The sequence below is a fragment of the Acidithiobacillus sp. TH-A117 genome, from assembly GCF_057473465.1.
The window spans coordinates 1-22,043 of the sequence record NZ_JBYCKQ010000001.1; the positions used below are offsets into that span (position 1 = coordinate 1).

The window sequence follows — 22,043 nt, forward strand, 5'->3', positions numbered from 1 at the left end:
CACAGCCCCGCCGCTACCGACAACAGCAGCAGCAACGTGATCACCCGGCCTATCAACCGCACCGCCGGGGTCAGCTCTCCTTCGATAGCGTGGGGAATGTGCTCTCCTCCCCCTGCCCCGCCCAGTTCGGCAGTCTGCCTGACCATACGCTCGCCCATAGGATTGCCCTCAATGCATGCCGGGCATACCCGGAATCATGGGCATGGTCCGCAGGTACAACTGGGAGAACATCCACCAGGTCAAGCCGATGGTAATGACAAACAGCGGGATGAACATGACCAGGGCCACTGTGTTCCAGATATTGTGTTCAGAAATATCGATGTGGAGCAGGAAATAAATCTGGGCGATGGCCGCCAGACCGGCACAACCCATGATGGTGAGTAACAGCGCAAAGGGCGGAAGTACCTGACCACTCACCAGAATGGTGGCAGCCAGCATCAACAGGGAGGCAATGACAAAACCCGCCAGATAACTGCTGCGACTGGCCATCTGTACTTCCGGATGTTGCAGTGGATTGCTGTGACCATGACTCATGACATATACCCCCACAAATAAACAAACACATAAATGAATACCCACATCACCGCCTGAAATTGCCAGAACATACGCAGGCTGATGAGTCTGCCCACCACATCTTCGGTGAAGCCTTTTTTCAGGATTTGATACAACATCACCAGCATCCAGATGAGCCCGACAAATATATGGGCGGCATGGACCTGGGTCAGCGCATAAAAGGCCGACAAACCGCCACTGACTTCCGGCGTCACCCCCATGCTGATCATGCGTAACACATCATGAATATCCAGACCGATAAACACTGCCCCCAAAACCATGGACGCAACTATGCCGTTGATCACACCGGCTTTACTCCCGGTTTTCATGGCAGCCATGGAAAACCCGTAGGCCAGCACACTTAAAAACAAAGCCATGGTTTGAATAAAGGTATACCAGGGCGCTACAAACTGGGCGGGCGTTGGTCCGGTATAATAACTATGGGAATAGCTCAGGACGCCGTAAGCGGCAAACAACGTCGCAAACAACATCCCATCACTGAGAATATACATCCAGAACCCGAAGGTTCGCGTAGAAATGACATCATGCCCCTCATAATCATCCGACCACAGGACCACTTGGTCTGGATCGACGGGCTTCTCATGCGCAGAGCTCATAAACAACTCCTTTATTTAATCCGGTGGAAATGCGTGACAGCAAAGATACCGTCACGCTATGGCGTCTACTCAAGACCAGGGCTGTGAATTTCCCGGTGGAGTACGCTGTGTTCCTGTATCACCCACTTCAGCAGAATAGGCCGTTACCGTACCACCGGTATAACCACCGCCCTTGGGAAGAGGTGCATGACCGTCATCCATTTTCTGCCGGGATTCACGATCCATTTTCTCCATTTCTTCCGCTGTAATGATGTAACCGGGATCGCCCTTACCCGAGCGATAAATCATGACCAGCACCGTCACCACCAAAGCCAACACGGTCAGCCACCATATCCGCCAGGTCAGGCCAAAACCGATCACAAAAGTCAGCGCGCCGATCACAATCGCCACCGGGGTGTTGTTGGGCATATGAATAGCCGCAAATTTCTCCGGACGTTTATCGGAAAATCCATGTTCACGCCGCCAGGCTGCTTCGTCGCGATGATTCACATGCGGAACCATAGCGAAGTTGTAGAAAGGCACCGGAGAGTCGGTAATCCATTCCAGACTGCGGGAAGTACCCCAGGCATCTGCACCCACGCGATTTTCCGCGCGATCCCGAATACTGACATAAATCAACCAGAGAAATGCCAGTACTGAAAGCACATACACCGCAATGCCCACCTCCTGAATATCGAACCAGGGGGCCCACTGCAGATTGAACGGCCAATCCAGACGCCGGGTTTCACCCATGAAACCGAGCATGAACATGGGGAAAAACACCAGAAATGTTCCCGCGCTAAACAACCAGAACATGATTTTTCCCCAGGCTTCATTGAGTTTGAAACCAAACACTTTGGGAAACCAGAAAATAATGGCACTGAACACGGCATACACAATACACAGCAGCATCATATGGAAATGGGCCACCACAAATACACTGTTATGAACCATATAATTGATGGCCGGAATGGATAACATCATGCCGGTCAAACCACCAATCAAGAGCAGAAAAAGCGCGCCAATGGACCAGATCATGGCTGAGGAAAACGTCAGTCGTCCACGATACATAGTGAAAGTCCAGTTAAACACTTTCACTCCCGTCGGGATACCTACCAGCATGGTCGCCACACTGAACTCGGTACTGACATAAGGCCCCATACCCATGGTAAAAAAGTGATGTAACCAGACAATCCAGGACACCCCGGCAATGGCAAAAGAAGCCAGTACCATGGTGATATAACCAAAAATGGGTTTTTCGGAAAAAGTGGGGATCACTTCTGAAATCATGCCGAAAGCCGGCAAGATCACGAAATACACTTCGGGATGACCCCACAGCCAGAACAGGTTGGTATAGAGCATCAAATTACCACCAAACCCGGCCGTGAAAAAATGGGTTCCCAGATACCGATCAGCGCCGACCAAAGCCAGGGCCACCTGCAGACAGGGGAAAGAGGTCAAGGCAATAATATTGGCGGAAACCGCTGTCCAGGTAAAAACCGGCAGGCGCGTCCAGGTCACTCCGGGTGCCCGCATTTTCACTACCGTTGCCAGAAAATTGATACTTCCCAAGGTCGTGCCCAGTGCCACCAGTTCCAGGGTCCATATCCAGTAGTCCACACCCACACCCGGGCTATAGGCCAACTCGAAAATCGGCGCATAGCCAAACCAGCCATTATGGGAAAAATCCCCTACAAACAGGGAGATCATGATCAGAAATACAGCAGCTGCGGTAATCCACAAACCCAGGGCATTAAGGTAGGGATAGGCCATATCCCGAGCCCCGATTTGCAAGGGCACAATGATATTCATGATTCCGACCAGCAACGGGGTCGCGGCCAGCAAAATCATGATCAATCCATGGGCACTGTAAATCTGCCCAAAGTGAAAGGGCGCCAGATAACCATGAATAGCCCCCATCAGCGGCATACCATTATGTCCGGAACCCACGGCCAGCATTTGCTGGGTGCGCATCATCAAGCCGTCAATAAATCCCCGGAACAACATGATTAAACCGAGAATGATATACATGATGCCCAACTTCTTGTGATCTACAGTGGTAAACCATTCTTTCCAGAGATATCCCCATTTACCGTAATAGGTAATACCTACCACCAGAGCAATACCCGCGAGTACAATAATCACAAACAAGGGCGCCAGTATGGGATTGGTATAAGGAATCTCAGACAGCGCGAGACGTCCCAGAAGTGGACTCCATGGTCCAGGTAAATTAACCAGCATAGCAGTTCTCCAATGCAGCTCAGTTTATCTCAGGCACGATGTTCAGCCGCCTGTAACTTTAAGTAGTGGAACATGTTTTCTGTCATAAACATGGGCAATGGCCACTTCTTTCCATTCATGACTTCGAGTAACAGATGGTTAAAAAGGCCTTTTTCCACATGCCCGTAAACAGGGGTTTTATTGTGAACATTAATGTAGGGTTCGGCGAAACGATTGAATTGTGCATAGTCCATGGTATTGGGGCTGCTTTCGACCCCTTTGGCCCAATGCTGGAAATCAGCCATGCTGACTACGTGGGTTTTGAAGAGCATCCAGGACATTCCGGCCCCGCAATAATCGGCAGCGATTCCCTGATAGGTACCAAGATGACTACTTTCCAGCGCATCCTTGGTGCGCATACCCGGCATGACATCAATCATGCCCACCAGTTGCGGTACAAAAAAATCAGTCGTCACTGCCGTAGAAGTCAGCTTAAAAAATACCGGCGTATGCGCAGGCACCACCAGTTCATTGGCGACAGCCATGTTATGAAACTGGGGGTAAATGAATAACCACTGCCAATCCGTAGCGATGACATCAATATCGATAGGATCACCTTTGGGTTTCATATGCTGGGTAATGACCGTAGGATTGTAAGGATTAACGGCAAAACTGCCATGTACGGCTACCGCCCAGGACAGAAACGCTACGGCCGCTATAGGAATACCCCAAAAAGCCACTTCCAGCTTGTTGGAATGCTCCCACTTACCGTCATAACTCCCGCGATTTTTGCCTTTGTGATACTTCCACATGAACCAGACAATCAGTAGCGCCGTGATGCCAACAATACTCAGCATCACCACTACATCAATCATCATGTAATCATAACTGGCTTTGGCTCCAACCCCCTGGGGATTGAATATCCACCAGGCAGAATGTTTTGCGCAGCCATTCAACAACAGTAGCAGTGGCGCGAGCGCTAAATAACGCCAATGACCTGGCTTGGCTTTCTTCAACATATGTACCTCTCCTTTAATGCGCTATTTATTAGAAAATGGTACTGAACTTTTACAGCTAAAATACGGCATTCATCCAAGTTATCAGACGGTTAAAAATCCATTGGGTCGACAATAACCTTCTGATCTCATTGTTATTGGATAGTGTTATGCGATATATACATTACTATCTACTGTAGAACAACAATAAAAAATCTATGGAACATCCGTATTCATTAAAAGTGGATAAATAGAATATTATTTAGTATTTATATTACTGAATTCATATTCATTAAGTAGCCAAATCTGCAAATCATGATATGCTGAAAGCCCCGAGAAAAGGGTCTATCATGATCAAAAAACCACTTTACGAGCATGCGCAGGAACTGTTTCTTTCCTGGACCCAGGTAGATGCCGAAGACATCCCGGAATTGCTGATAGATTTACGTCTGCAGAAAAAGCGTCTGACCCTCTTTCGCGAACAGAGCGCCCTTACCCATCAGATCCTGCTGAGCAAAATGACGGCCAACTCCATACTGATCACAGCGGATGAACCCCGTATGCTGACCGGTCAAATCGGGGAGAAAGCCCTTTGCGTGTACTACGGCCAAGACCAGTCTCTGGGTTTTCTCTCCACCATCCGCTTGATGGATGCTTCTGGTATGCATATTGATTACCCCAAACAATTATGGATGCGTAATACCAGAAAAAATGAACGCTTTGGCCTCAAGGTCAATATCACCGCTTTCTGGAGTAATCCACAAAGCAATGAACCCATTTACGGACAGGTCATGGACATCAGTTATGGAGGATTTCTGGGGGGAATGCATATGGCCGCCTATGATGACGGCAGCCTGGATCTGCGCCTGCACGAACAGGGAGATATCATTCTGCTCAAATCTGACCATGAGCGGTGGAGAGGTCAGGCAGAATTGCGGCGCTCGGCACTCATCACCCAGGATCCTGAAAATTCCGACAGTGTCAGCGTGCCCGGCAAAGGATTTGCCCTGCTGGGCTTTGCGTTCATTTTCACTGACGCCGAACATGCGCAGAGCCTGGCGCGTTTTTTGGAAGGCAGTATAGAAGCCATTCAATAAGCAGAAATTCAGGAGTTTCGATCTGGAGCAGAGCACCACAATGAGCGAATTTTATGTCATGCAAGGAAGGAGCATCAGTGGCGAGATAATCCCCTTTTCTCAATTTCAGGAAAAAGTGGTTTTAATTGTCAACACTGCCAGTGCCTGCGGTTTTACGCCACAGTATGCGGGTTTGAATGCCTTGTACCATGATTACGCACCCCGGGGATTTACGATACTGGCCTTTCCCTGCGACCAATTCGGACATCAGGAGCCAGGGGATAACTCCAGCATTCTGCAATTTTGCACCCAGCGTTTTGATGTGCAATTCCCACTGTTTGAAAAAATTGACGTCAACGGACCATTCGCTCATCCGCTTTATCAATGGCTGAGCAAATCCCGCCCGGGACTCCTAGGCCCTAAGATTCGCTGGAATTTCAGCAAATTTTTGCTGGACCGCAAGGGCAAGATCATCGGCCGCTATGCTTCGTCTAAAAAACCCGATAAATTGCGCCAGGTCATAGAAAAAGCCTTGCGTGACAGTCACTGAAAGTCCGCCCAGCATTCCTCCACAAAGTACCAGCATACCCGTCGCCAGCCCCATAACCCGTTAGCAGCAAGGCGCCCACAATCGGCCCTTGCGTTTTGGCAGCCTACGGCTAATTATTCCTGAAAATTTGAAACATTACTGTGACTTCATAGGCAAAATCAGGCGCCAACATATATTCAGGCCATTTTCCGGATGGTGATTCGTCTCATGTTGTGTCTGCTACCTCTGAGAGCGCAGCCTGAGCGTGCAGCGCATTACAGCATCAGTCGGGGTTCGATGCTCGCAATGCGCACAAAATCCTGGTCATCTTGCAGTAAAGGTACGGCGTGCTCGATGGCGGTCTGGGCAATCAGGCAATCGTGGGGACTACGCGGGGTAATGCCCGCCCAACGGCAACGGGCATATAATTCGCCTGCGGCGGCATGAAAACCCGCCAAATCGCGGGGCATCAGCAAGGGCAGTGCCAGAAAGTGGGCGCGCAGTTTCTCCAACTGCTCCGGCGAAGCGGCGCCTTGCAACAGCTCCTGGACGATGACTGGAGCCAGCGTCGCATCTCCATCCAGCAAGAGTTGGCGCAAGTGCGCCACCGTTTCCCCTGAGCGTCCGCGCAGCAGGGCGATCCAGACCGAGGTGTCAACCAGGGTCACGATGCATCCCGGCCCGCACGGCCAAAACATCATAGTCCGGGGCAAACAACGGCTCGCCCACCAGATCCAGAATCTCACGCTGCCGCCGCCTGGCTACAAACTCGCGCAAGGCCTGGTCGACAATCTCCTTTTTGGTTGCTACCCGGCCCAGACGCATGGCCTCTGCCACCAGCTGATCGTTCAGGACAATGTTGGTTCGCATGACATACACCTCCTTGTGTGTATCGTATCCCGGACACTAAGGTCAGGCAAGGACTGGTGAAAGTACTCGTTCAGGTACCGTCATGATGGGAAAATACAGCAGATGCGCGCCAGGATAGCCCGCAGCCTACCTGATCCTGGGTAAATTGGATCTCAGGCTACCCACTTGTACGATGAGGAACCTTATCATGCGCCACGTGTGGATCAACCCACCAGGGCGCTTCAGTATTCTGAAGTGGGCGGGTAAGACCAAATGTCAGACCAGAGAAAAATGCAGAAAATAAATACGTTATATATCATTTAACTAATTATATTTTTTGGCGGAGGCGGTGAGATTCGAACTCACGAGGGGCGTAAACCCCTGCCGGTTTTCAAGACCGGTGCATTCAACCGCTCTGCCACACCTCCGTGCTGGAGGAGTGTACCCAAAGCCCATAAAAATGTGAATGGCAGAAATGCCATTGCAGAAAAGGCTAAAAATCCAAAATATCCTTATATACTGAATTTCTACTTGTTTATCACCAAATTAAAAATACCTTGGTTCCTGCTGACAGAAATCGGTCTATACTCCAGTAACGCTCACTGGGAGCGCTGCAATCATATGGCGGAGGAGAGGTCGATGTTTAAAAAAATGACGATGATGGCTATTCTGGGACTGGGTCTCGCAGGTTCAACAATGGCAATGGCTGCAGATTCCAGCGCCGCTGCGACAGATAGCAGCGCCGCAAGCGCCGCTACAACACCCGCTTTCATGTCCCCGGCCTGGGCCAAGGAGCTTTGCACCGCCTGGAATAACAACCCGACCTTGACCGAAAAACTCGCCGGCGCCTGGATCAAAAACAACGGTGGCAAGGGTTATAAAGTCATGGAAGTTTCTGACTCCAGCATGAAAAGCATCCCTCCCATTCAGCTTGAAATTGCCGCCAAGGATGGCAAGGCCGAATGTACCTATGGCGGCGCGATCAAGGTTTCCGACCTCAACTACAACTACGACTACAAAATGTGGGCAACCACCCACGACTGGCATCACATGGGTTCACCCATGATGGCCATGATGTTTGGTCGTCTGAACTTCAAGGGTCCAAAAATGGAAGCCATGGAAAACATGGGACCTTTTTCTGAATTCCTGAAGCTGGTCAAGGAAGTGCCTGCTACCGTTCCGGCTTCCTGAACATACTGATTCACGATACTGAAAAGGGCGCCTGCAACAGGCGCCCTTTTGGTTGAACGGAGGATCTCCCGGCCACACCTCAATCTGCTTTCTGAAGGCGCTCCAGCAACAAGGCATTGACCTGATCCGGATTGGCCTTGCCTTGGCTGGCTTTCATCACCTGCCCCACAAAAAAGCCCAGCAATTTATCTTTTCCTGCCCGGAAACCCGCCACCTGTTGGGGATTGGCCGCGATAATCGCATCCACCATCGCGGCAATAGCGGTCACGTCCGTAATCTGCCGTAAGCCACGACTATCAATGATGGCATCCACTTCACCACCCTGATGGAAAATTTCCTCGAAAATATCCTTGGCAATTTTCCCGGAAATGGTTTTATCTTCAATACGCTGCACCAGCAAACGCAGTTTCTCCGCAGGCACAGGACAGTCCTGAATCTCGACACCCGCCTTGTTCAGAGCGCCCAACAAATCACCCATGACCCAGTTAGCGGCGAGCTTACCTTCCACACCATCCGCCACCACTTCGTAGTAATCCGCCAGATCCCGCCCCGCCGTCAACACGCCGGCGTCATAGGCGGATAATTGATACTGCTGCATGAAACGCTCGCGTTTGGCATCGGGTAATTCCGGCAAACCCTGCCGCACTTTTTCAATGCGGGCTTCATCCAGCACCAGCGGCAACAAATCCGGATCGGGGAAGTAGCGATAATCGTTGGCTTCCTCCTTACTACGCATGGAGCGGGTTTCATCGCGATTGGCATCATAAAGGCGGGTTTCCTGAACTATGCTGCCACCACTTTCAAGAATATCCTTCTGCCGCAGGATTTCGTACTCAATGGCTTTTTCCAGAAAGCGGAACGAGTTGAGATTTTTGATTTCCGCCCGGGTCCCGAAAGGCGCACCGGGACGGCGCAAGGAAACATTGGCATCACAGCGGAAGGAGCCTTCCTGCATGTTCCCGTCACAAATCTCCAGGTAACGCACCAAAGCATGCAGTTTTTTCAGGTAGGCCACAGCTTCCGCCGACGACCGCATATCTGGCTCGGAGACAATTTCCAGCAAGGGCGTCCCGGCACGATTCAGATCAATGCCCGATTGCCCCACAAAAGCCTCATGCAAGGACTTGCCGGCATCTTCTTCCAGATGGGCTCGGGTAACCCCGATGACTTTTTCGATGCCATCGCCCATCTGTACCGTCAACTGCCCCCGTCCGACCACGGGTAGCTCGTACTGACTGATCTGATAGCCCTTGGGCAAATCCGGATAAAAATAATTTTTGCGGGCAAATATACTCTTCCGGTTGAGCTGTGCACCAATAGCCAGTCCCAGGGCAATCGCCTTGTCCACCGCAGCAGCATTCAACACCGGCAAGGCGCCGGGCATGGCCAGACAAACCGGACAGGTATGACTGTTAGGCTCTGCGCCAAAAGCCGTAGAACATCCACAAAAGATTTTGGTGGCTGTATTCAGTTGGGCATGGACTTCGAGGCCTATCACCACTTCCCAATCCATATTCATGCCTCCCCCGTCTGCAAGTTCGGTCGCGCAAGATGCCAGTCGGTTTCTTGTTGATAGCGATGTGCCACATTGAGCAGGAGATCGTCCGCAAAATAATCCCCCATCAACTGCATGCCGATGGGCAGTCCGGAGCGGGTAAATCCACACGGCATGCTCAACGCCGGGATCCCCGCCAGATTCACGGCAATGGTATAAATATCGGCGAGATACATGGATACTGGATCGGCATTTTTGGCCCCCAGACCAAAAGCGGGGCCCGGAGTGGTCGGTCCGACAATCACATCCACTTCGGCAAAAGCCCGGCGAAAATCCTCACGAATCAGGCTGCGCACCTGCTGAGCTTTGAGATAATAGGCGTCGTAATAGCCGGCGGAAAGCACATAGGCTCCCACCAGAATACGGCGCCGGACTTCTGCGCCAAACCCTTCGTAGCGACTTTTGCGGTAGAGGTCATCCAGATTTTCCACTGCATGACTGCGATGGGTATAGCGTACCCCGTCAAAACGCGACAGGTTGCTGGAGGCTTCCGCCGGCGCCAACACGTAATAGGTGCTGACGGCATGAGGGTTATTGGGGAGACGAATGGACTGAATGCTTGCCCCCAGTTTGGCCAACTGATCAATCCCGGCCTGCACGGCGGCAGCCACCTCCGGATCCAGCCCCTCACCAAAAAACTCTTCGGGAACACCCACCCGCAAACCCTGCAGAGGACGATCCAGACCACGCAAGAAGTCACTGGCAGCCGCCGGATGACTGGTGGAATCCCGAGGATCATGGGCGGCCATGGCATCCAGCAGCAAGGCACAATCTTCCGCAGAACGGGCCATCGGTCCGCCCTGATCAAGACTGGAGGCAAAGGCGATCATGCCAAAACGGGAAACCCGGCCGTAAGTCGGCTTGATTCCGGTAATGCCACACAAGGCGGCAGGTTGACGAATGGATCCACCCGTGTCCGTACCCGTCGCCACCGGCACTAATCCCGCCGCCACCGCCGCCGCTGATCCACCGGAAGAACCACCGGGCACCATATCCACATTCCAGGGATTATGCACCGGGCCGAAATAACTGGTTTCATTGGAAGAGCCCATGGCAAATTCATCCATGTTCAGCTTGCCCAGCATCACCATCCCTGCCGCAGCCAAGCGCTCGACAACCGTCGCACTATAGGGGGCGACAAAGTTTTCCAGCATTTTGGAACCGCAGGTGGTGGGTAAATCGGCCGTGCAAAAAATATCCTTGTGGGCCATGGGCAGGCCCAGTAAAGGACCACTTTCGCCTTTGGCCAGACGGGCATCGGCCTCGGTGGCAGATGCCAATGCGGTGGCTTCCGCTACCGTAATAAACGCATTGAGCTGCGGATTCAGGGTATGAATACGCTGCAGGAGCGTTTCGGCCAACTCACGGGCGGAGAAGTCTTTTTTGTGCAGGCCCTCGCGGAGTTGGCGTAGGGAAAAATGGTGGAGGTCCAAGTCCGACTCCTCTTATTCGATGACTTTAGGGACGAGAAATAGCCCATGCTCGGCGGCGGGGGCGTTGGCCATCAGGCGTTGACGGGCATCCTGGTTGGCTACCTGATCTGGCCGCAGTGCTTGCTCCAGATCCAGGGGATGGGCCATGGGGATGACACCCTCCGTAGGAATGGCCCGCAATTCTTCCACCAGTGCCATGATTTTTTCCAGCTGTCCGGCCACCGCAGGCACCTCCTCCTGAGGTAAGGCGATGCGTGCCAGATGCGCGGTCCGACGCACCGCATCCTGATCAAAAGCCATATTAACGCTTTCCTTTTTTCTGAGGAGAAGATTCGCTGGCGGCGGGCGACCCTGCTGACGCAGCCGCCGGAGGCAAGGACAAGCCCTCCAGCAACTGGCTTTTACTGACCACCCCGCCACTGATCAAATATTGTTCATGCTGCTCCCAGGCATTGCGCATGAACTGGTAGGGATCCACCGCTTCCTGAACCATACGGATTTTTGGCCCATCCACATAACCGGTATTGATGATTCCCATCCCGGTCAGGGCATATTGGGCAGGTGTACTAGTGACATAATACGCCGGACCCGTAAACATGACCATGGCGAGGCCGGGCAGACTACGCAGGGAGCTGGGGCCATAAAAGGGCAAAACCAGATAGGGGCCCTGGGGCACGCCCCATACGCCCAGAGTCACGCCGAGGCTGTTATCGTGCATGGGGAGATCCAGCCGGTCGGCCACATCAAATAAACCACCCAGACCAAACACGGAATTCACCAGAAAACGGCTCATATCCTCCATGCCCTGCTGCACCCGCCCCTGCAAAAAGTCATTGATAAAAATATAGGGCATGCCGACATTGGAAAAAACGTTACTGACTCCGGTCCGCACAAAGCCCGGGGTGACCGCCTTGTATCCTGTAGAAACAGGCTCCAGCACATAATCATAAAGCCCCATGTTCAAGTGGAACATGGTATGATTGAAGGTCTGTAGCGGGGGCCGGCTCGGCGTCGCTGCTTCCTGTCCCGGACCATGCACTGTGGCACAGCCCGACAATGCCAACACCGAACCGGCAAAAGCAGCGCTCCACAGAAAACGCCACTGCGTCATCAGGACTTACCGTTGGCGTAGCTGGCAATTTGTGCTTTCAAATGGGCTACCAACACAGGGAACCCTTTGCTTTTGATAGCCTCCATATATTCCGCACGCTTCAGGGACAAGTCACTCACTCCATCTGCCACGACATTGACGATACGCCATTGTCCATCGTGCTGCTGCAGCAAATAGTCAAAGCGATGCACCTTACCATTGTGCATGGTCAAGGTACTGAATACGCCTTCCGTACCCGGTTGCATGGCTTGACTGCTCACCACCGCAAAATGCTCCCCTGCATAACTATCGAAGCGGGCGGCATAAGTAGCTGCCGTATATTCCGCCAATAAATCCACAAAGGTTTTCTGTTGCGCTGGACTCAGCTTGGTCCAGTAATCACCCAAGGTCAGGCTGGCTATTCGGGGAAAATCATAGACCTGACGCACAACCGGAGAAACAATGGCATAGCGGCCATGATAGCCGATTTTACTGCCCCCCTGCATGGCCTTCAGCAAGGCAGCATCCAGCGAATCTATGGTAGCTTGTGGGGTCATCGCCTTGGTGGCGGCGGCACTGGCGGAAGCCGCAGCCGCTGTACCCGCCCAGGCGGGCAATACTGGAACCATGGACAAAGCCAAAACGGTCGAAAGCAGCACTGCTTTTTTTAATCGCATAAAAATCCCCTTTTAGAGCCTAAGCATAAGACCAACAGTCTTTACTTATCGTTCCACCCGCAGCGGAAATACGGGATGATTGGGTCCCTGTGAGGGTGGCATGGTCGGCATATCCGGTGCCATCGGGCCTTCCGTGCGCGGCCCACGCAAGGCCACTTTCAGGGCGCGCAAAGGGTGGGCAAAGGTATCATTGACCGCCGTCGGCTCAAAACCCGAATGCACCTGACACTGATCGCACTTACGGTTCACCCCTACGCCGTACTGATCCCAGGGCGTTGTATCCATCATTTCCTTGTAGGTTTGGGCATAGCCTTCACTGACCAGCAGATAGCAGGGTTTCTGCCAGCCAAAAATATTGCGGGTAGGATTGCCCCAGGGTGTACATTGGTAGTTCTGGTTACCAGCCAGAAAATCCAGGAACAAACTGGACTGATTGAAGGTCCATTTGGCTTTGCGTTCTTTACCGATCCGGAAAATATCCCGGAACAATTGCCGGGAGGCCCGGCGTTGAATGAACACTTCCTGCTGGGGAGCACGCTCATAGTTGAATCCGGGAGAAATAGTCACGCCTTCAACGCCCAGGGCTTTACAATCATCGAGAAAGTTGGCCACTTCTTCGGCGCCTTCGCCCTGGAACAGCGTGCAGTTCACCGTCACCCGAAAGCCTTTTTCGACCGCTTCACGGATGGCTGCTGCCGCACGCTGGTAGGTACCCGGCTGACAAACAGAATCATCATGGCGATGTTCGTTCCCATCCAGATGCACCGAAAAAGTCAGATAAGGAGAAGGTACATAATCATTCATCCGCTTTTTCAGGAGCAGCGCGTTGGTGCACAGGTAAACGAAGCGTTTGCGTTCGACCAGGCCTTTGACGACTTCCGGCATATCCTTGTGAATCAGGGGCTCACCACCGGCAATGGAAATAATGGGAGCACCACACTCTTCGGCAGCACCAATGCATTCTTCCACAGACAGGCGTTTATCGAGCACATCGTCGGGATAATCAATTTTTCCACAACCGGCACAAGCCAGATTGCAGCGAAACAGCGGCTCCAGCATCAGCACCAAAGGATAACGCTTACGCCCCCGCAATTTTTGCGAAATGATGTAGCGGCCAACCTTATAGCTCTGAATCAAAGGAACACCCATAATATTAACACCCCCGCCTGACGGCCCTAGAAGCCGGTGAACAATAAACCGCACAATTACAACAAGTATAACATACCAAAGCGTATGTGGGACAAGCGCAACAGAAACTAGGCCGTTTTCCCGCGCGAAAGAAAGAAAAACAGGATGTTGGCGATTCGCGGCGCCAGTTTCGGGCGGAGCAGACGGGCATCATAAGCGGCAAAACGTCGCTCGTTTTCAGCCCGGCATAATGCCAACAACTGGGTCAGGTTGATATCGCTACTGACCTGCTCATGACCGGTCATGGTGAAGTTTTCTTCCTGATGATCATTCATGCCTCGCGCCGTCTGAATACGCGCCCAGGCCTGCATGGCAATCACCTGAATACGCTGATATTCAAGCACGATTTTTTTCCAGAAAGGGAGGCGGCGACGGTGCCATTTCAACCAGTTGATGAAAAAAATAATGTGCCGGGCTTCTTCCTGCATCACCGGTTCAAATATATCCACTAGATCTGGAGGGAAAAACCCGGATTTTTTGGCGGCAGCAAACAATCCAAAGGCAAAATAGGAATCCAGGCATTCTCCATAGCCTGTGTATAGAAACTCCCAGTAAGGATCACGCAGGGGCGGTGGCGGTGGAGCTGGCGGAATCTGGATATGGTAATGCTTGACCAACGCCTGAAGCAGTTCCGAATGACGCTGTTCCTCACGACCATCCAGGGCCACCGCAGCCCGCACCACCGGATCTGTTTCCCGCTCGGCCATACTCTGGACCATGCGTGCAGTCACACTTTCCGTCGCCACCGCCTCGCCCCAGAAAGGCAGGGACTTGACCCGCTGTTCTGCAGCCGCATCGAGCTCCGGCCAGGGCATGTTTTTGGGATCAAAATGCACATGCGTGTCATGCATGAACTGGCAAAACAAATCCCGATGCTGCTCAGAACCCAGTTCTAAGGCTACTGCTGTCATGAAACCCCCTCTTCACTACTTGGAATCCTTAACCATCGCCGGCGCATATAATGACCCTCTGATATGGACCATGACAAGAGCACCGGAATACCCAGGAACAGTTCACGCAAGCGCCGCGCCAAGGCATAGGCCAGGGCCAGGTCCGGCCCGATGCCCATGAGACTGCCTAACAGCACAATGCCTCCCTCCTGAATACCAACACCACCGGGAACCAGAAAGGCGGCACTGCGCAAGGCTTGTCCCAGGCTCTCCAGGAGCAAGGCCGACCAGAGAGGGATGGGATGATGCAGCAACCAGAAAGTGAGACACACTTCAACGGTTCCGGCAAAAAAACCCGCCAGTTGCCAGAAATTAGCGACCAGCAACGACCACCCCCTGCCATATAAGGTCCGGATTTCAGCATCCAGCAACGCCGGGTCAGCGATACTCCCCAAAAGGTCATAACCACCCAGTATTTTTTTACTGATCTCCTGCAACAAGCAGAACAATCCCTTGTGCTTTTGCAACCAGTAAAAAATACTCAACACCGGCAATGACAGAAACAACATGCCAAGCACTTCCAGAACCAGGATGTGATTACTGACCGCAAACATCAGGACGACAATGCCCAGCACGGTAAACAGAGCCTGACTCAACAGAGTCAGAGTCAGTTCTACCATGATACTGGCTCCCGCCACATAAGGAGATAATCCGTATTGCGCAAGCAGACGGATACCCAGCAGTTCCCCACCGACACGGGCAACCGGCAATAGGCCATTAACTGATTCACGCAGTAAAGCTACCCATAGCAAGAATCCAAAGCGGGCACGAGCCTCATCCCTGAGCAACCATTTCCAGCTCAGGGTATCGAGCGCCACCGGTAGCAGATGAAAGGGCAGCAGCCACAAGAGGCTCCAGCCAGCCACGGCCAACAGGGCCATGATTTCGGCAAGCCCGGCATTGAGCACCAGGTAAACACTGAGGCCCAGGCCCAATAACCCGGAGAGCAAAATGACAGCCGCCTGCTTCACGGTCTAACTCCCTTCATCCTGTTCAATCCCCTCTTCACGGGGAGAAGGGGTAAAGAGCAGCATCAGCGTCGGCAAAATAATCAAAATGCACAAGAGCACTATAGCCAGGGCCAGACTCAGGGCTTCTCCGAGACTGGCCATGCCCGGATCACGGGAAATAGCCATACTGCCGAAAGCGCTGAGGGTGGTCAGCCCGCTGAAAAACACTGCCAGCGGTGTCGACGTTCCCAGCAGGTGCGCTACGTCTACCCCATTCCGCCAGCGCACCACGAGATAAATGGCAAAAGCCACTCCCAGACCAATGAGCAAGGGCAGGACGATGATATTCCCCAGGTTGAAACTCAATCCCAGCAAACTCATGGCCGCTACCGTAAATAGCGCCGCCAGCAACAGGGGAATCATAATCAGCAGTACATCGCGATAGCGCCGCAAGGCCAGCAATAACAAAACACTGATGCTTCCGAGGGCAATATAGGTGGCCTCCTGAAAAGCATCAAGTACGGCTTCGCCACCCTGCACCAGCATCACCGGAGTTCCGACCGCCCGGGGTTCTACCTTGAGGACACTTTTTACAAAATCATACATGGCCGCATTATTGCTAAGGTCTGCTTTGGGAAAAATCTCTACCCGCGCCTGCCCGGAAGGACCCAGGTAACGCTCCCGAAGTGCCGCCGGCAAAGTTTTCAGCGTCACCGGTCCGGCCATCAAGGCCATCCCCAGCTCTTTCAACTCGCCGGGCAAGGTGCCCATCACCCTGTTTTGCAGCGTGTTGATGGCTTGAGGTTGATTTCCGTCCCGCTGCAAAAACTGTTGCAGATGATCAGCCAACTGCGCAGCCACTTTGCCGTCCTTAGAACCAGGACCATCTTTACTGGCTAGCGCCCGCAAATCCTTGACCAGTTTGTCGAGTTTTTTATTAGTGTCAGCTGCAGGTGGAGTCAGTGCCGTCGGCATCATCAGCGAAAAAGGCGGCACCACAATTTGCAGATTCTGTAAGATTGCCAGCTTTTCCCTTTGCTTCCCGGGAATATAACTTTGCAGAGTCAATGCCCGGGCGACCGTCGGCAATTGTTCGACGCGATGCGCCACAGCCTGCGCAGCCGCCAGATCGGGGGCGAGAACTTCCATCCGGTAAGGAGCCGTGTCCGGATTGGCCAGGAGCTTCTCAAAAACCTTCACCCCTTCGGCATGCTGATCGATCATGTGTAACGGATTGAAATCAAAACTGGCACGCAAAGCCAGAGGAATCGCACCAAGGGCCAGCACCGCGACCAACCCCAGAATCCAGTAGGCATAACGATGGATCGGATGCTTCACCAGAGTGGGAATCACCCGGAAATGGGGATAATAAGCCCCATTGTGTGATCCCTTGACAGCAATGGGCCAGAGGGTCAGATAAGCTGGCAAGAAAGTCAGGGTCAGCAAGAGGGCAATGAGCATGCTGGTCCCGGAAATCAAACCCAGATCAACAATGCCGGCATAGCTGGTGGGCACAAAGGCGTAAAAGCTGAGGGCCGCCGCCACGGCAGCCAGTCCCAAAGCCGTGCCCATTCCCTGGGTGACCCGGTGCATGGCTATTCGGTGCACCGCACCGTTGAACAGTTCTTCGCGATAGCGTAGACAAAACTGAATGCCAAAATCCACCCCGAGACCAATAAACAAAATCGCAAAAGCCACGGAGATAAGATTAAAAGGACCAATAAAAAACAAGGCCCAGGCGGTGGTCAAAATAATACCGGAGATCAGACCAATAAGCACCCCCGTCACCAGCCTGACCGAGCGCAGGGCGATGCTCAGCAATATAATTTCAAGCCCCAGGGTCAAGGCCAGAGACTCACCTGCCCCCTGACTGACGGTTTTAAGCTGTTCCGCATCCAGCACTGCTCCGCCGGTGATCCCGACACTCAGGCCATGAGCAGAATTGAGTTGCAAACTCTGCAGGCCATCACGCAAAGCATGGATGGCCGCGCCAGCCGGCTGCAGAGACTGGAAATTCATGGCGGGCTGGATGATGACAAAACGCTGGGCAGGACCAAGCCTGGACAGTCCTCCGCCCATCATTTCACTCCAGGAAATCTGGTAATTTTTACCGTCCAGCTGCGCTTTCACCGCTTCATCCAGAGCCGAGAAAATAGCCGTCATTCCCGGCAATTGCACGCCGTTACTCAATCTTTGGCTGATGGCCAGACTTAACAAGTCACTCAAGCCAGCAAGGCTGGGATCTGCCGACAGCCGGGCGATGAGGGGCTGGGCATTGGTAATCCGATTGGCAAATGCCCGCACCTGTTCCGGTGACAAATACAGCAAGCCATTCTTTTCAAAAAAACTCCCACCGCCAGGTACATACACGCTATGGAATTCCTTGGGGCGAGCACGGAGCCAGGCTTCCAGACGACTGACCGCGTCCGCCGTACTCTGGGGATTTTTACCCTGCAATACCACCACAATGGTATGTTGATCCTGGGAGAATACCTTGTGATAGGCCAGCTCCCGCTTCTGAAAGGGCAAATCCCGGGACAAGGCGTTACTGGTGTTGGTATCTACCGAAAAATGGGTGAAGGCATAAAACAGCGCCAGCAGGGTACAAAGCAGCAAGGTTACTATCACCCAAAGGGCGCGGCGCACAGAAAAGTCCACCACCTGCACCATAAAATGGGCAATGGCTTGGCCCATGCGCCCCAGGAAACGTTCAGCCGCTGGTGAAATCACGGAATCGACCTCTCATCATTTGCTGTTCACGCATGTACTCCCCGACCTTGGGGCTTAATAATGCCGCATATTCCGCCCGGGGCTCATAGTCCGGCATCAACTTTTTCAAAAGCGGGCTCTGTGTCGTCGCCGGATGAAAATAGATCTCGATCAACCCTTGCCGGGGCAGGCACTTTAGCAACTGCAACAAACGCTGCTCGGTCATGTGGCCAGTGGCATCCAGGCCACAGAGCAGATCATTGTAGAGCAGCCCACGCTTGTCCAGTTGTCTGCGCATTCTCGCCAGCCAGGGTCGCAAAAAAAAAGCCCAGAAGGCCGGGGCAAAACCCTGAGCCCCGCCACATCTGGCCAGTGCCAGAGATTCCCAGGGCAGCCGCACCGCTCGCAGGGCAAAATCCCTGCCAATGTCCAACATCAGGCTCAACACGGTGGGATGCAAATGCAGGTGTTTGTGGGCATTGGCATGATCCAGAACCAGGCCCGAGTCGGCAAAGGACGCAAATTGTGCGCGGATTTCAGCAGCCAGTTGGCGGCGTACCCTGGGCAGAAAAAAATAGCGCACCCCGCGCCGCCATAAATCAGCCGCAAAACGCCCGCTGCTATCCACCAGATCGGGCACCTGCTCCGCCGGCAGCAGTGGCGCACCATCGACCAGAGTCAGATGCAAGCCCACGCCCAGGCCGGGAAGATTTTTGGCCCGCTGAATGGCATCTGCCGCCGCCGGAGCCGCCACCATAAGACTGGCGGTGGTCAGCACACCCTGCTGGTATGCTGATTCCACCGCCGCATTGACCGCCAGATCAAGACCGAAGTCGTCGGCGTTGAGAATCAACCGCCGAGTGGGTGTCTGCCCCACCTCAGCCGTGGCGCTGCCGCAGGAAGCGTACAAATTCGACGCCTTCCCGCAAACGCCGCTTCATCATCTGTGTGCTTTTCAGCATTTCACCCGTGATTTCGGCAATTTTTCCGGCACGGAAGTAGAAACGCTTGTACATGGTTTCTACGGAATCAAATATTTCCGTATGATTCAGGTGCGGATAACTCATGGGACTGATCTGCACCCCCCGATCATTGACCAGATGGGCTTCATCTTCTTCAGTCAGCCAACCCTGCTCCTTGGCCTGGTTGTACAAAAAGGTACCTGGATAAGGGGCTGCCAGCGACACCTGTATGGTATGAGGATTGATTTCCTTGGCAAATTCGATGGTTTTCTGGATAGTTTCCTTGGTTTCACCGGGCAGACCGAGAATGAAGGTGCCATGGATGACAATACCCAATTTGTGGCAGTCCGCCGTAAATTTGCGCGCTGCCTCCACCTTGATGCCCTTTTTGATGTTATTGAGAATCTGCTGGTCACCGGACTCATAGCCTACCAGTAACAGGCGCAGACCATTTTCCCGCAACACCTTGAGGGTTTCATAAGGGACATTGGCCTTGGCATTGCAGGACCAGGTCACTCCCAGTTGGCCCAGACCCCGGGCGATTTCTTCCGCGCGCGGACGATCATCCGTAAAGGTATCATCGTCAAAGAAAATTTCCTTGACCTGGGGGAAGTTTTTCTGGATGTAGCGCACTTCTTCAATGACATTGGCGGCGCTGCGGGTGCGGTAACGATGCCCGCCGACAGTCTGGGGCCAGAGGCAGAAAGTACACTGGGAACGACAGCCCCGACCCGTATAAAAGGAAATATAAGGGTGCTTGAGGTAGCCGATGAAGTAATCCTCAATATGCAGATCGCGCTTGTACACTTCCGACACAAAAGGCAGGGCGTCCATGTCTTCAATCATGGCCCGGTCGGGGTTATGGATCAGTTGCCCGTCCCCGGCACGGTAATTGATCCCATCTACCTCGCTCAGAGGACGGCCTTCGGCGATTTCCTTGAGGGTGTAGTCAAATTCTTCGCGGGCCACAAAATCCACGGCGAGTCCTGCTTCGCGCAGGGACTCGTCAGGCTCGACCGCCACCTTGGCACCGACCATCCCGATCATCATTTTCGGATAGTGCTCCTTGAGCAGCTCCGCCATGCGCACATCCGAAGGAAAAGAAGGTGTGCTGGTATGAATGATGCACAATTCATAGGCAGCGGCCACTTCCAGGGTTTCCTCCACACTCACGTCAGCAGGCGGGGCGTCGAGCAGGCGACTGCCGGGAATCATTGCCGCAGGCTGGGCCAGCCAGGTGGGAAACCAGAAAGAACGAATTTCCCGCTTGGCCTGGTAACGGGAACCAGCACCACCGTCAAAACCTTCAAAAGAAGGTGCCTGCAGGAAAAGGGTTTTCATCGTCATTATCTTGCTCCATCGTGGCCGCCCAGACGTCCGTCGGCACTGACCTTAAATTGTGATCCTCGCCAGGCGACCTGCCGGGCAAAGAGTCCATGAAACCAAATCCACAGCCCGCAAAAATCTGCCAGCAGGGCTGTTACCCAAGTATCTGTTGCACTGAGTTTGTGCATAATCTGCCTATGGTACACGAGGCGCAACAAGAGAACCATACCCAGCGGTATGATCCCCCCGTATCCCGCCCCCAGCAAGAGTCCGGGGGTCAGCAGCGTCACCAGCGGCAGAGGATAACTGAAAAAAGCCAAACTGTAGCCCAGCGGCTGCACACTGCGGGTAGTGCGCGCCCAGCGCAAGGCATGCTGATAAAACGCCCGAAAACTGGCTTCCTGCACCCGGGTATCCACCACATAATCGGCGAGGATGGTGGCTTTACCCAACTGGCGGGCACTGGCCCCCAGCCAGTAATCATCGGCCAATTGATCGGCCAGCTTTGCCAGCCCTCCCAAAGCCTCCAGGGTGGACCGATGCAGGGCCATGGTCGCTCCCCCGCAGAAAATATTCGGTCCCAACCGCGCCGAAACCAGCACCGAAGGCAGAAACAAGCTGTTGATCTGACTGGCCAGTAATCGGGAAGCCCCATTGGACTCGGGCAGTCCCCGATACAAGCAGGTCAACACCCCGGTGTGCGGGTCCGCCAGCGGCGGCTGGAGATGGCGCAGATAATGAGGTCCGACCACAATGTCGGCATCACTGATCAACAGCCAGTCATGCGCAGATGCGCCGAGAATCCCTGCGAGGTTGTTGACCTTGGGATTGCGCCCTAATTTTTCATCGCTCAGTACCCAGCGCAGATTGACCCCGGGAAACTCCCTCTGCAGGCGCTGCACGACGGCAATAGCCGCATCGCCGGCATCCTGCACCCCGGCAACAATCTCGTAGCGGGGATAATCCTGCAGACAAAAGCTGCGCAGGCAGGCATACAAATGGCCATCATCGCCATGCAGGGGTTTGAGCAGACTCAGCGCAGGCAATTTTTCATGAGCAGCAGGCAGGGAAGTGCTATCTGCCCCGGTCAGTACCGGTTGCCAGACCCGCAACGTCCACATGGCCACAAGCTGATAACTGAGGGCCGCCAGGGCCAGCAGCAACAACAGTCCCAGCAGAACCTCGTCCATCATGA

At 53.4% G+C, this 22,043-nt stretch carries 21 protein-coding genes and 1 tRNA gene; 3 read left to right on the forward strand and 19 right to left on the reverse strand.

Going from position 1 to position 22,043, the window contains the following annotated elements:
- Positions 1–168 precede the first annotated feature (168 nt).
- The 4 genes from AC2VLR_RS00005 to AC2VLR_RS00020 all read right to left on the reverse strand — a co-directional run bounded on the left by AC2VLR_RS00005 (position 169) and on the right by AC2VLR_RS00020 (position 4,387).
- A complete protein-coding gene (locus tag AC2VLR_RS00005) occupies positions 169–534 on the reverse strand; it encodes a cytochrome o ubiquinol oxidase subunit IV (RefSeq protein WP_215842961.1) in 366 nt (121 codons plus the stop codon).
- Entirely contained in the window at positions 531–1,169 is a 639-nt protein-coding gene (locus AC2VLR_RS00010; RefSeq protein ID WP_215842960.1) for a cytochrome c oxidase subunit 3, read from the reverse strand. The genes AC2VLR_RS00005 and AC2VLR_RS00010 overlap by 4 nt, the downstream gene beginning before the upstream one ends.
- Before the next feature lie 69 nt (positions 1,170–1,238).
- Entirely contained in the window at positions 1,239–3,389 is a 2,151-nt protein-coding gene (locus AC2VLR_RS00015; RefSeq protein ID WP_486880291.1) for a cbb3-type cytochrome c oxidase subunit I, read from the reverse strand.
- A gap of 29 nt (positions 3,390–3,418) precedes the next feature.
- Entirely contained in the window at positions 3,419–4,387 is a 969-nt protein-coding gene (locus AC2VLR_RS00020) for a ubiquinol oxidase subunit II (protein WP_215842958.1), read from the reverse strand.
- Positions 4,388–4,713: 326 nt separating this feature from the next.
- On the opposite strand from AC2VLR_RS00020, the gene AC2VLR_RS00025 reads away from it, so the two are divergent.
- On the forward strand, positions 4,714–5,460 hold the full coding sequence (locus tag AC2VLR_RS00025; RefSeq protein ID WP_486880292.1) for a PilZ domain-containing protein: 747 nt from the start codon (positions 4,714–4,716) through the stop codon (positions 5,458–5,460).
- Positions 5,461–5,500: 40 nt separating this feature from the next.
- Positions 5,501–5,989: a glutathione peroxidase gene (locus tag AC2VLR_RS00030; protein WP_486880293.1), complete on the forward strand. Its 489-nt coding sequence runs from the start codon at positions 5,501–5,503 to the stop codon at positions 5,987–5,989.
- A gap of 254 nt (positions 5,990–6,243) precedes the next feature.
- Here AC2VLR_RS00030 and vapC read toward each other — a convergent pair whose 3' ends face one another.
- From vapC to AC2VLR_RS00045, 3 genes are all read right to left on the reverse strand, one after another.
- The gene (gene vapC / locus AC2VLR_RS00035) at positions 6,244–6,636 is read right to left on the reverse strand and encodes a type II toxin-antitoxin system VapC family toxin (RefSeq protein WP_486880294.1); all 393 of its coding nucleotides are present in this window, start codon (positions 6,634–6,636) and stop codon (positions 6,244–6,246) included.
- Positions 6,623–6,838 (reverse strand): type II toxin-antitoxin system VapB family antitoxin, encoded by a 216-nt coding sequence (locus tag AC2VLR_RS00040; protein ID WP_486880295.1) that lies wholly within the window; start codon positions 6,836–6,838, stop codon positions 6,623–6,625. The genes vapC and AC2VLR_RS00040 overlap by 14 nt, the downstream gene beginning before the upstream one ends.
- A 317-nt stretch (positions 6,839–7,155) precedes the next feature.
- Positions 7,156–7,245, reverse strand: a tRNA-Ser gene (locus tag AC2VLR_RS00045).
- Positions 7,246–7,279: 34 nt separating this feature from the next.
- Here AC2VLR_RS00045 and AC2VLR_RS00050 point away from each other — a divergent pair.
- The gene (locus AC2VLR_RS00050) at positions 7,280–8,008 is read left to right on the forward strand and encodes an SCP2 sterol-binding domain-containing protein (RefSeq protein WP_486880296.1); all 729 of its coding nucleotides are present in this window, start codon (positions 7,280–7,282) and stop codon (positions 8,006–8,008) included.
- Positions 8,009–8,087: 79 nt separating this feature from the next.
- On the opposite strand, the gene gatB is transcribed toward AC2VLR_RS00050, so the two are convergent.
- The 12 genes from gatB to hpnI form a co-directional block, all read right to left on the reverse strand.
- Positions 8,088–9,527 (reverse strand): Asp-tRNA(Asn)/Glu-tRNA(Gln) amidotransferase subunit GatB, encoded by a 1,440-nt coding sequence (gene gatB, locus AC2VLR_RS00055; protein WP_486880297.1) that lies wholly within the window; start codon positions 9,525–9,527, stop codon positions 8,088–8,090.
- On the reverse strand, positions 9,524–10,996 hold the full coding sequence (gene gatA, locus AC2VLR_RS00060) for an Asp-tRNA(Asn)/Glu-tRNA(Gln) amidotransferase subunit GatA (RefSeq protein WP_486880298.1): 1,473 nt from the start codon (positions 10,994–10,996) through the stop codon (positions 9,524–9,526). The genes gatB and gatA overlap by 4 nt, the downstream gene beginning before the upstream one ends.
- 12 nt (positions 10,997–11,008) lie before the next feature.
- On the reverse strand, positions 11,009–11,296 hold the full coding sequence (gatC, locus tag AC2VLR_RS00065) for an Asp-tRNA(Asn)/Glu-tRNA(Gln) amidotransferase subunit GatC (protein ID WP_486880299.1): 288 nt from the start codon (positions 11,294–11,296) through the stop codon (positions 11,009–11,011).
- A gap of 1 nt (position 11,297) precedes the next feature.
- Positions 11,298–12,107: an MlaA family lipoprotein gene (locus AC2VLR_RS00070; RefSeq protein WP_486880300.1), complete on the reverse strand. Its 810-nt coding sequence runs from the start codon at positions 12,105–12,107 to the stop codon at positions 11,298–11,300.
- Positions 12,107–12,763 carry an HpnM family protein gene (locus AC2VLR_RS00075; protein WP_486880301.1) on the reverse strand — a complete coding sequence of 219 codons (657 nt, stop codon included), beginning with the start codon at positions 12,761–12,763 and terminating at the stop codon, positions 12,107–12,109. The genes AC2VLR_RS00070 and AC2VLR_RS00075 overlap by 1 nt, the downstream gene beginning before the upstream one ends.
- A gap of 45 nt (positions 12,764–12,808) precedes the next feature.
- Complete coding sequence (gene hpnH, locus AC2VLR_RS00080) at positions 12,809–13,912, reverse strand: adenosyl-hopene transferase HpnH (protein WP_486880302.1); 1,104 nt, start codon at positions 13,910–13,912, stop codon at positions 12,809–12,811.
- 107 nt (positions 13,913–14,019) lie between these two features.
- Positions 14,020–14,862, reverse strand: a complete 843-nt coding sequence (locus AC2VLR_RS00085; RefSeq protein ID WP_486880303.1) for a ferritin-like domain-containing protein — start codon at positions 14,860–14,862, stop codon at positions 14,020–14,022.
- Positions 14,859–15,872 (reverse strand): lysylphosphatidylglycerol synthase domain-containing protein, encoded by a 1,014-nt coding sequence (locus tag AC2VLR_RS00090; RefSeq protein WP_486880304.1) that lies wholly within the window; start codon positions 15,870–15,872, stop codon positions 14,859–14,861. The genes AC2VLR_RS00085 and AC2VLR_RS00090 overlap by 4 nt, the downstream gene beginning before the upstream one ends.
- Before the next feature lie 3 nt (positions 15,873–15,875).
- Positions 15,876–18,581 (reverse strand): MMPL family transporter, encoded by a 2,706-nt coding sequence (locus AC2VLR_RS00095; protein WP_486880305.1) that lies wholly within the window; start codon positions 18,579–18,581, stop codon positions 15,876–15,878.
- Positions 18,562–19,470 carry a hopanoid biosynthesis-associated protein HpnK gene (gene hpnK, locus AC2VLR_RS00100; protein ID WP_486880306.1) on the reverse strand — a complete coding sequence of 303 codons (909 nt, stop codon included), beginning with the start codon at positions 19,468–19,470 and terminating at the stop codon, positions 18,562–18,564. The genes AC2VLR_RS00095 and hpnK overlap by 20 nt, the downstream gene beginning before the upstream one ends.
- Positions 19,439–20,869 (reverse strand): hopanoid biosynthesis associated radical SAM protein HpnJ, encoded by a 1,431-nt coding sequence (gene hpnJ, locus AC2VLR_RS00105; RefSeq protein WP_486880307.1) that lies wholly within the window; start codon positions 20,867–20,869, stop codon positions 19,439–19,441. The genes hpnK and hpnJ overlap by 32 nt, the downstream gene beginning before the upstream one ends.
- Entirely contained in the window at positions 20,869–22,041 is a 1,173-nt protein-coding gene (hpnI, locus tag AC2VLR_RS00110) for a bacteriohopanetetrol glucosamine biosynthesis glycosyltransferase HpnI (protein WP_486880308.1), read from the reverse strand. Before hpnI ends, hpnJ begins: the two co-directional genes overlap by 1 nt.
- Between the last annotated feature and the right edge of the window lie 2 nt (positions 22,042–22,043).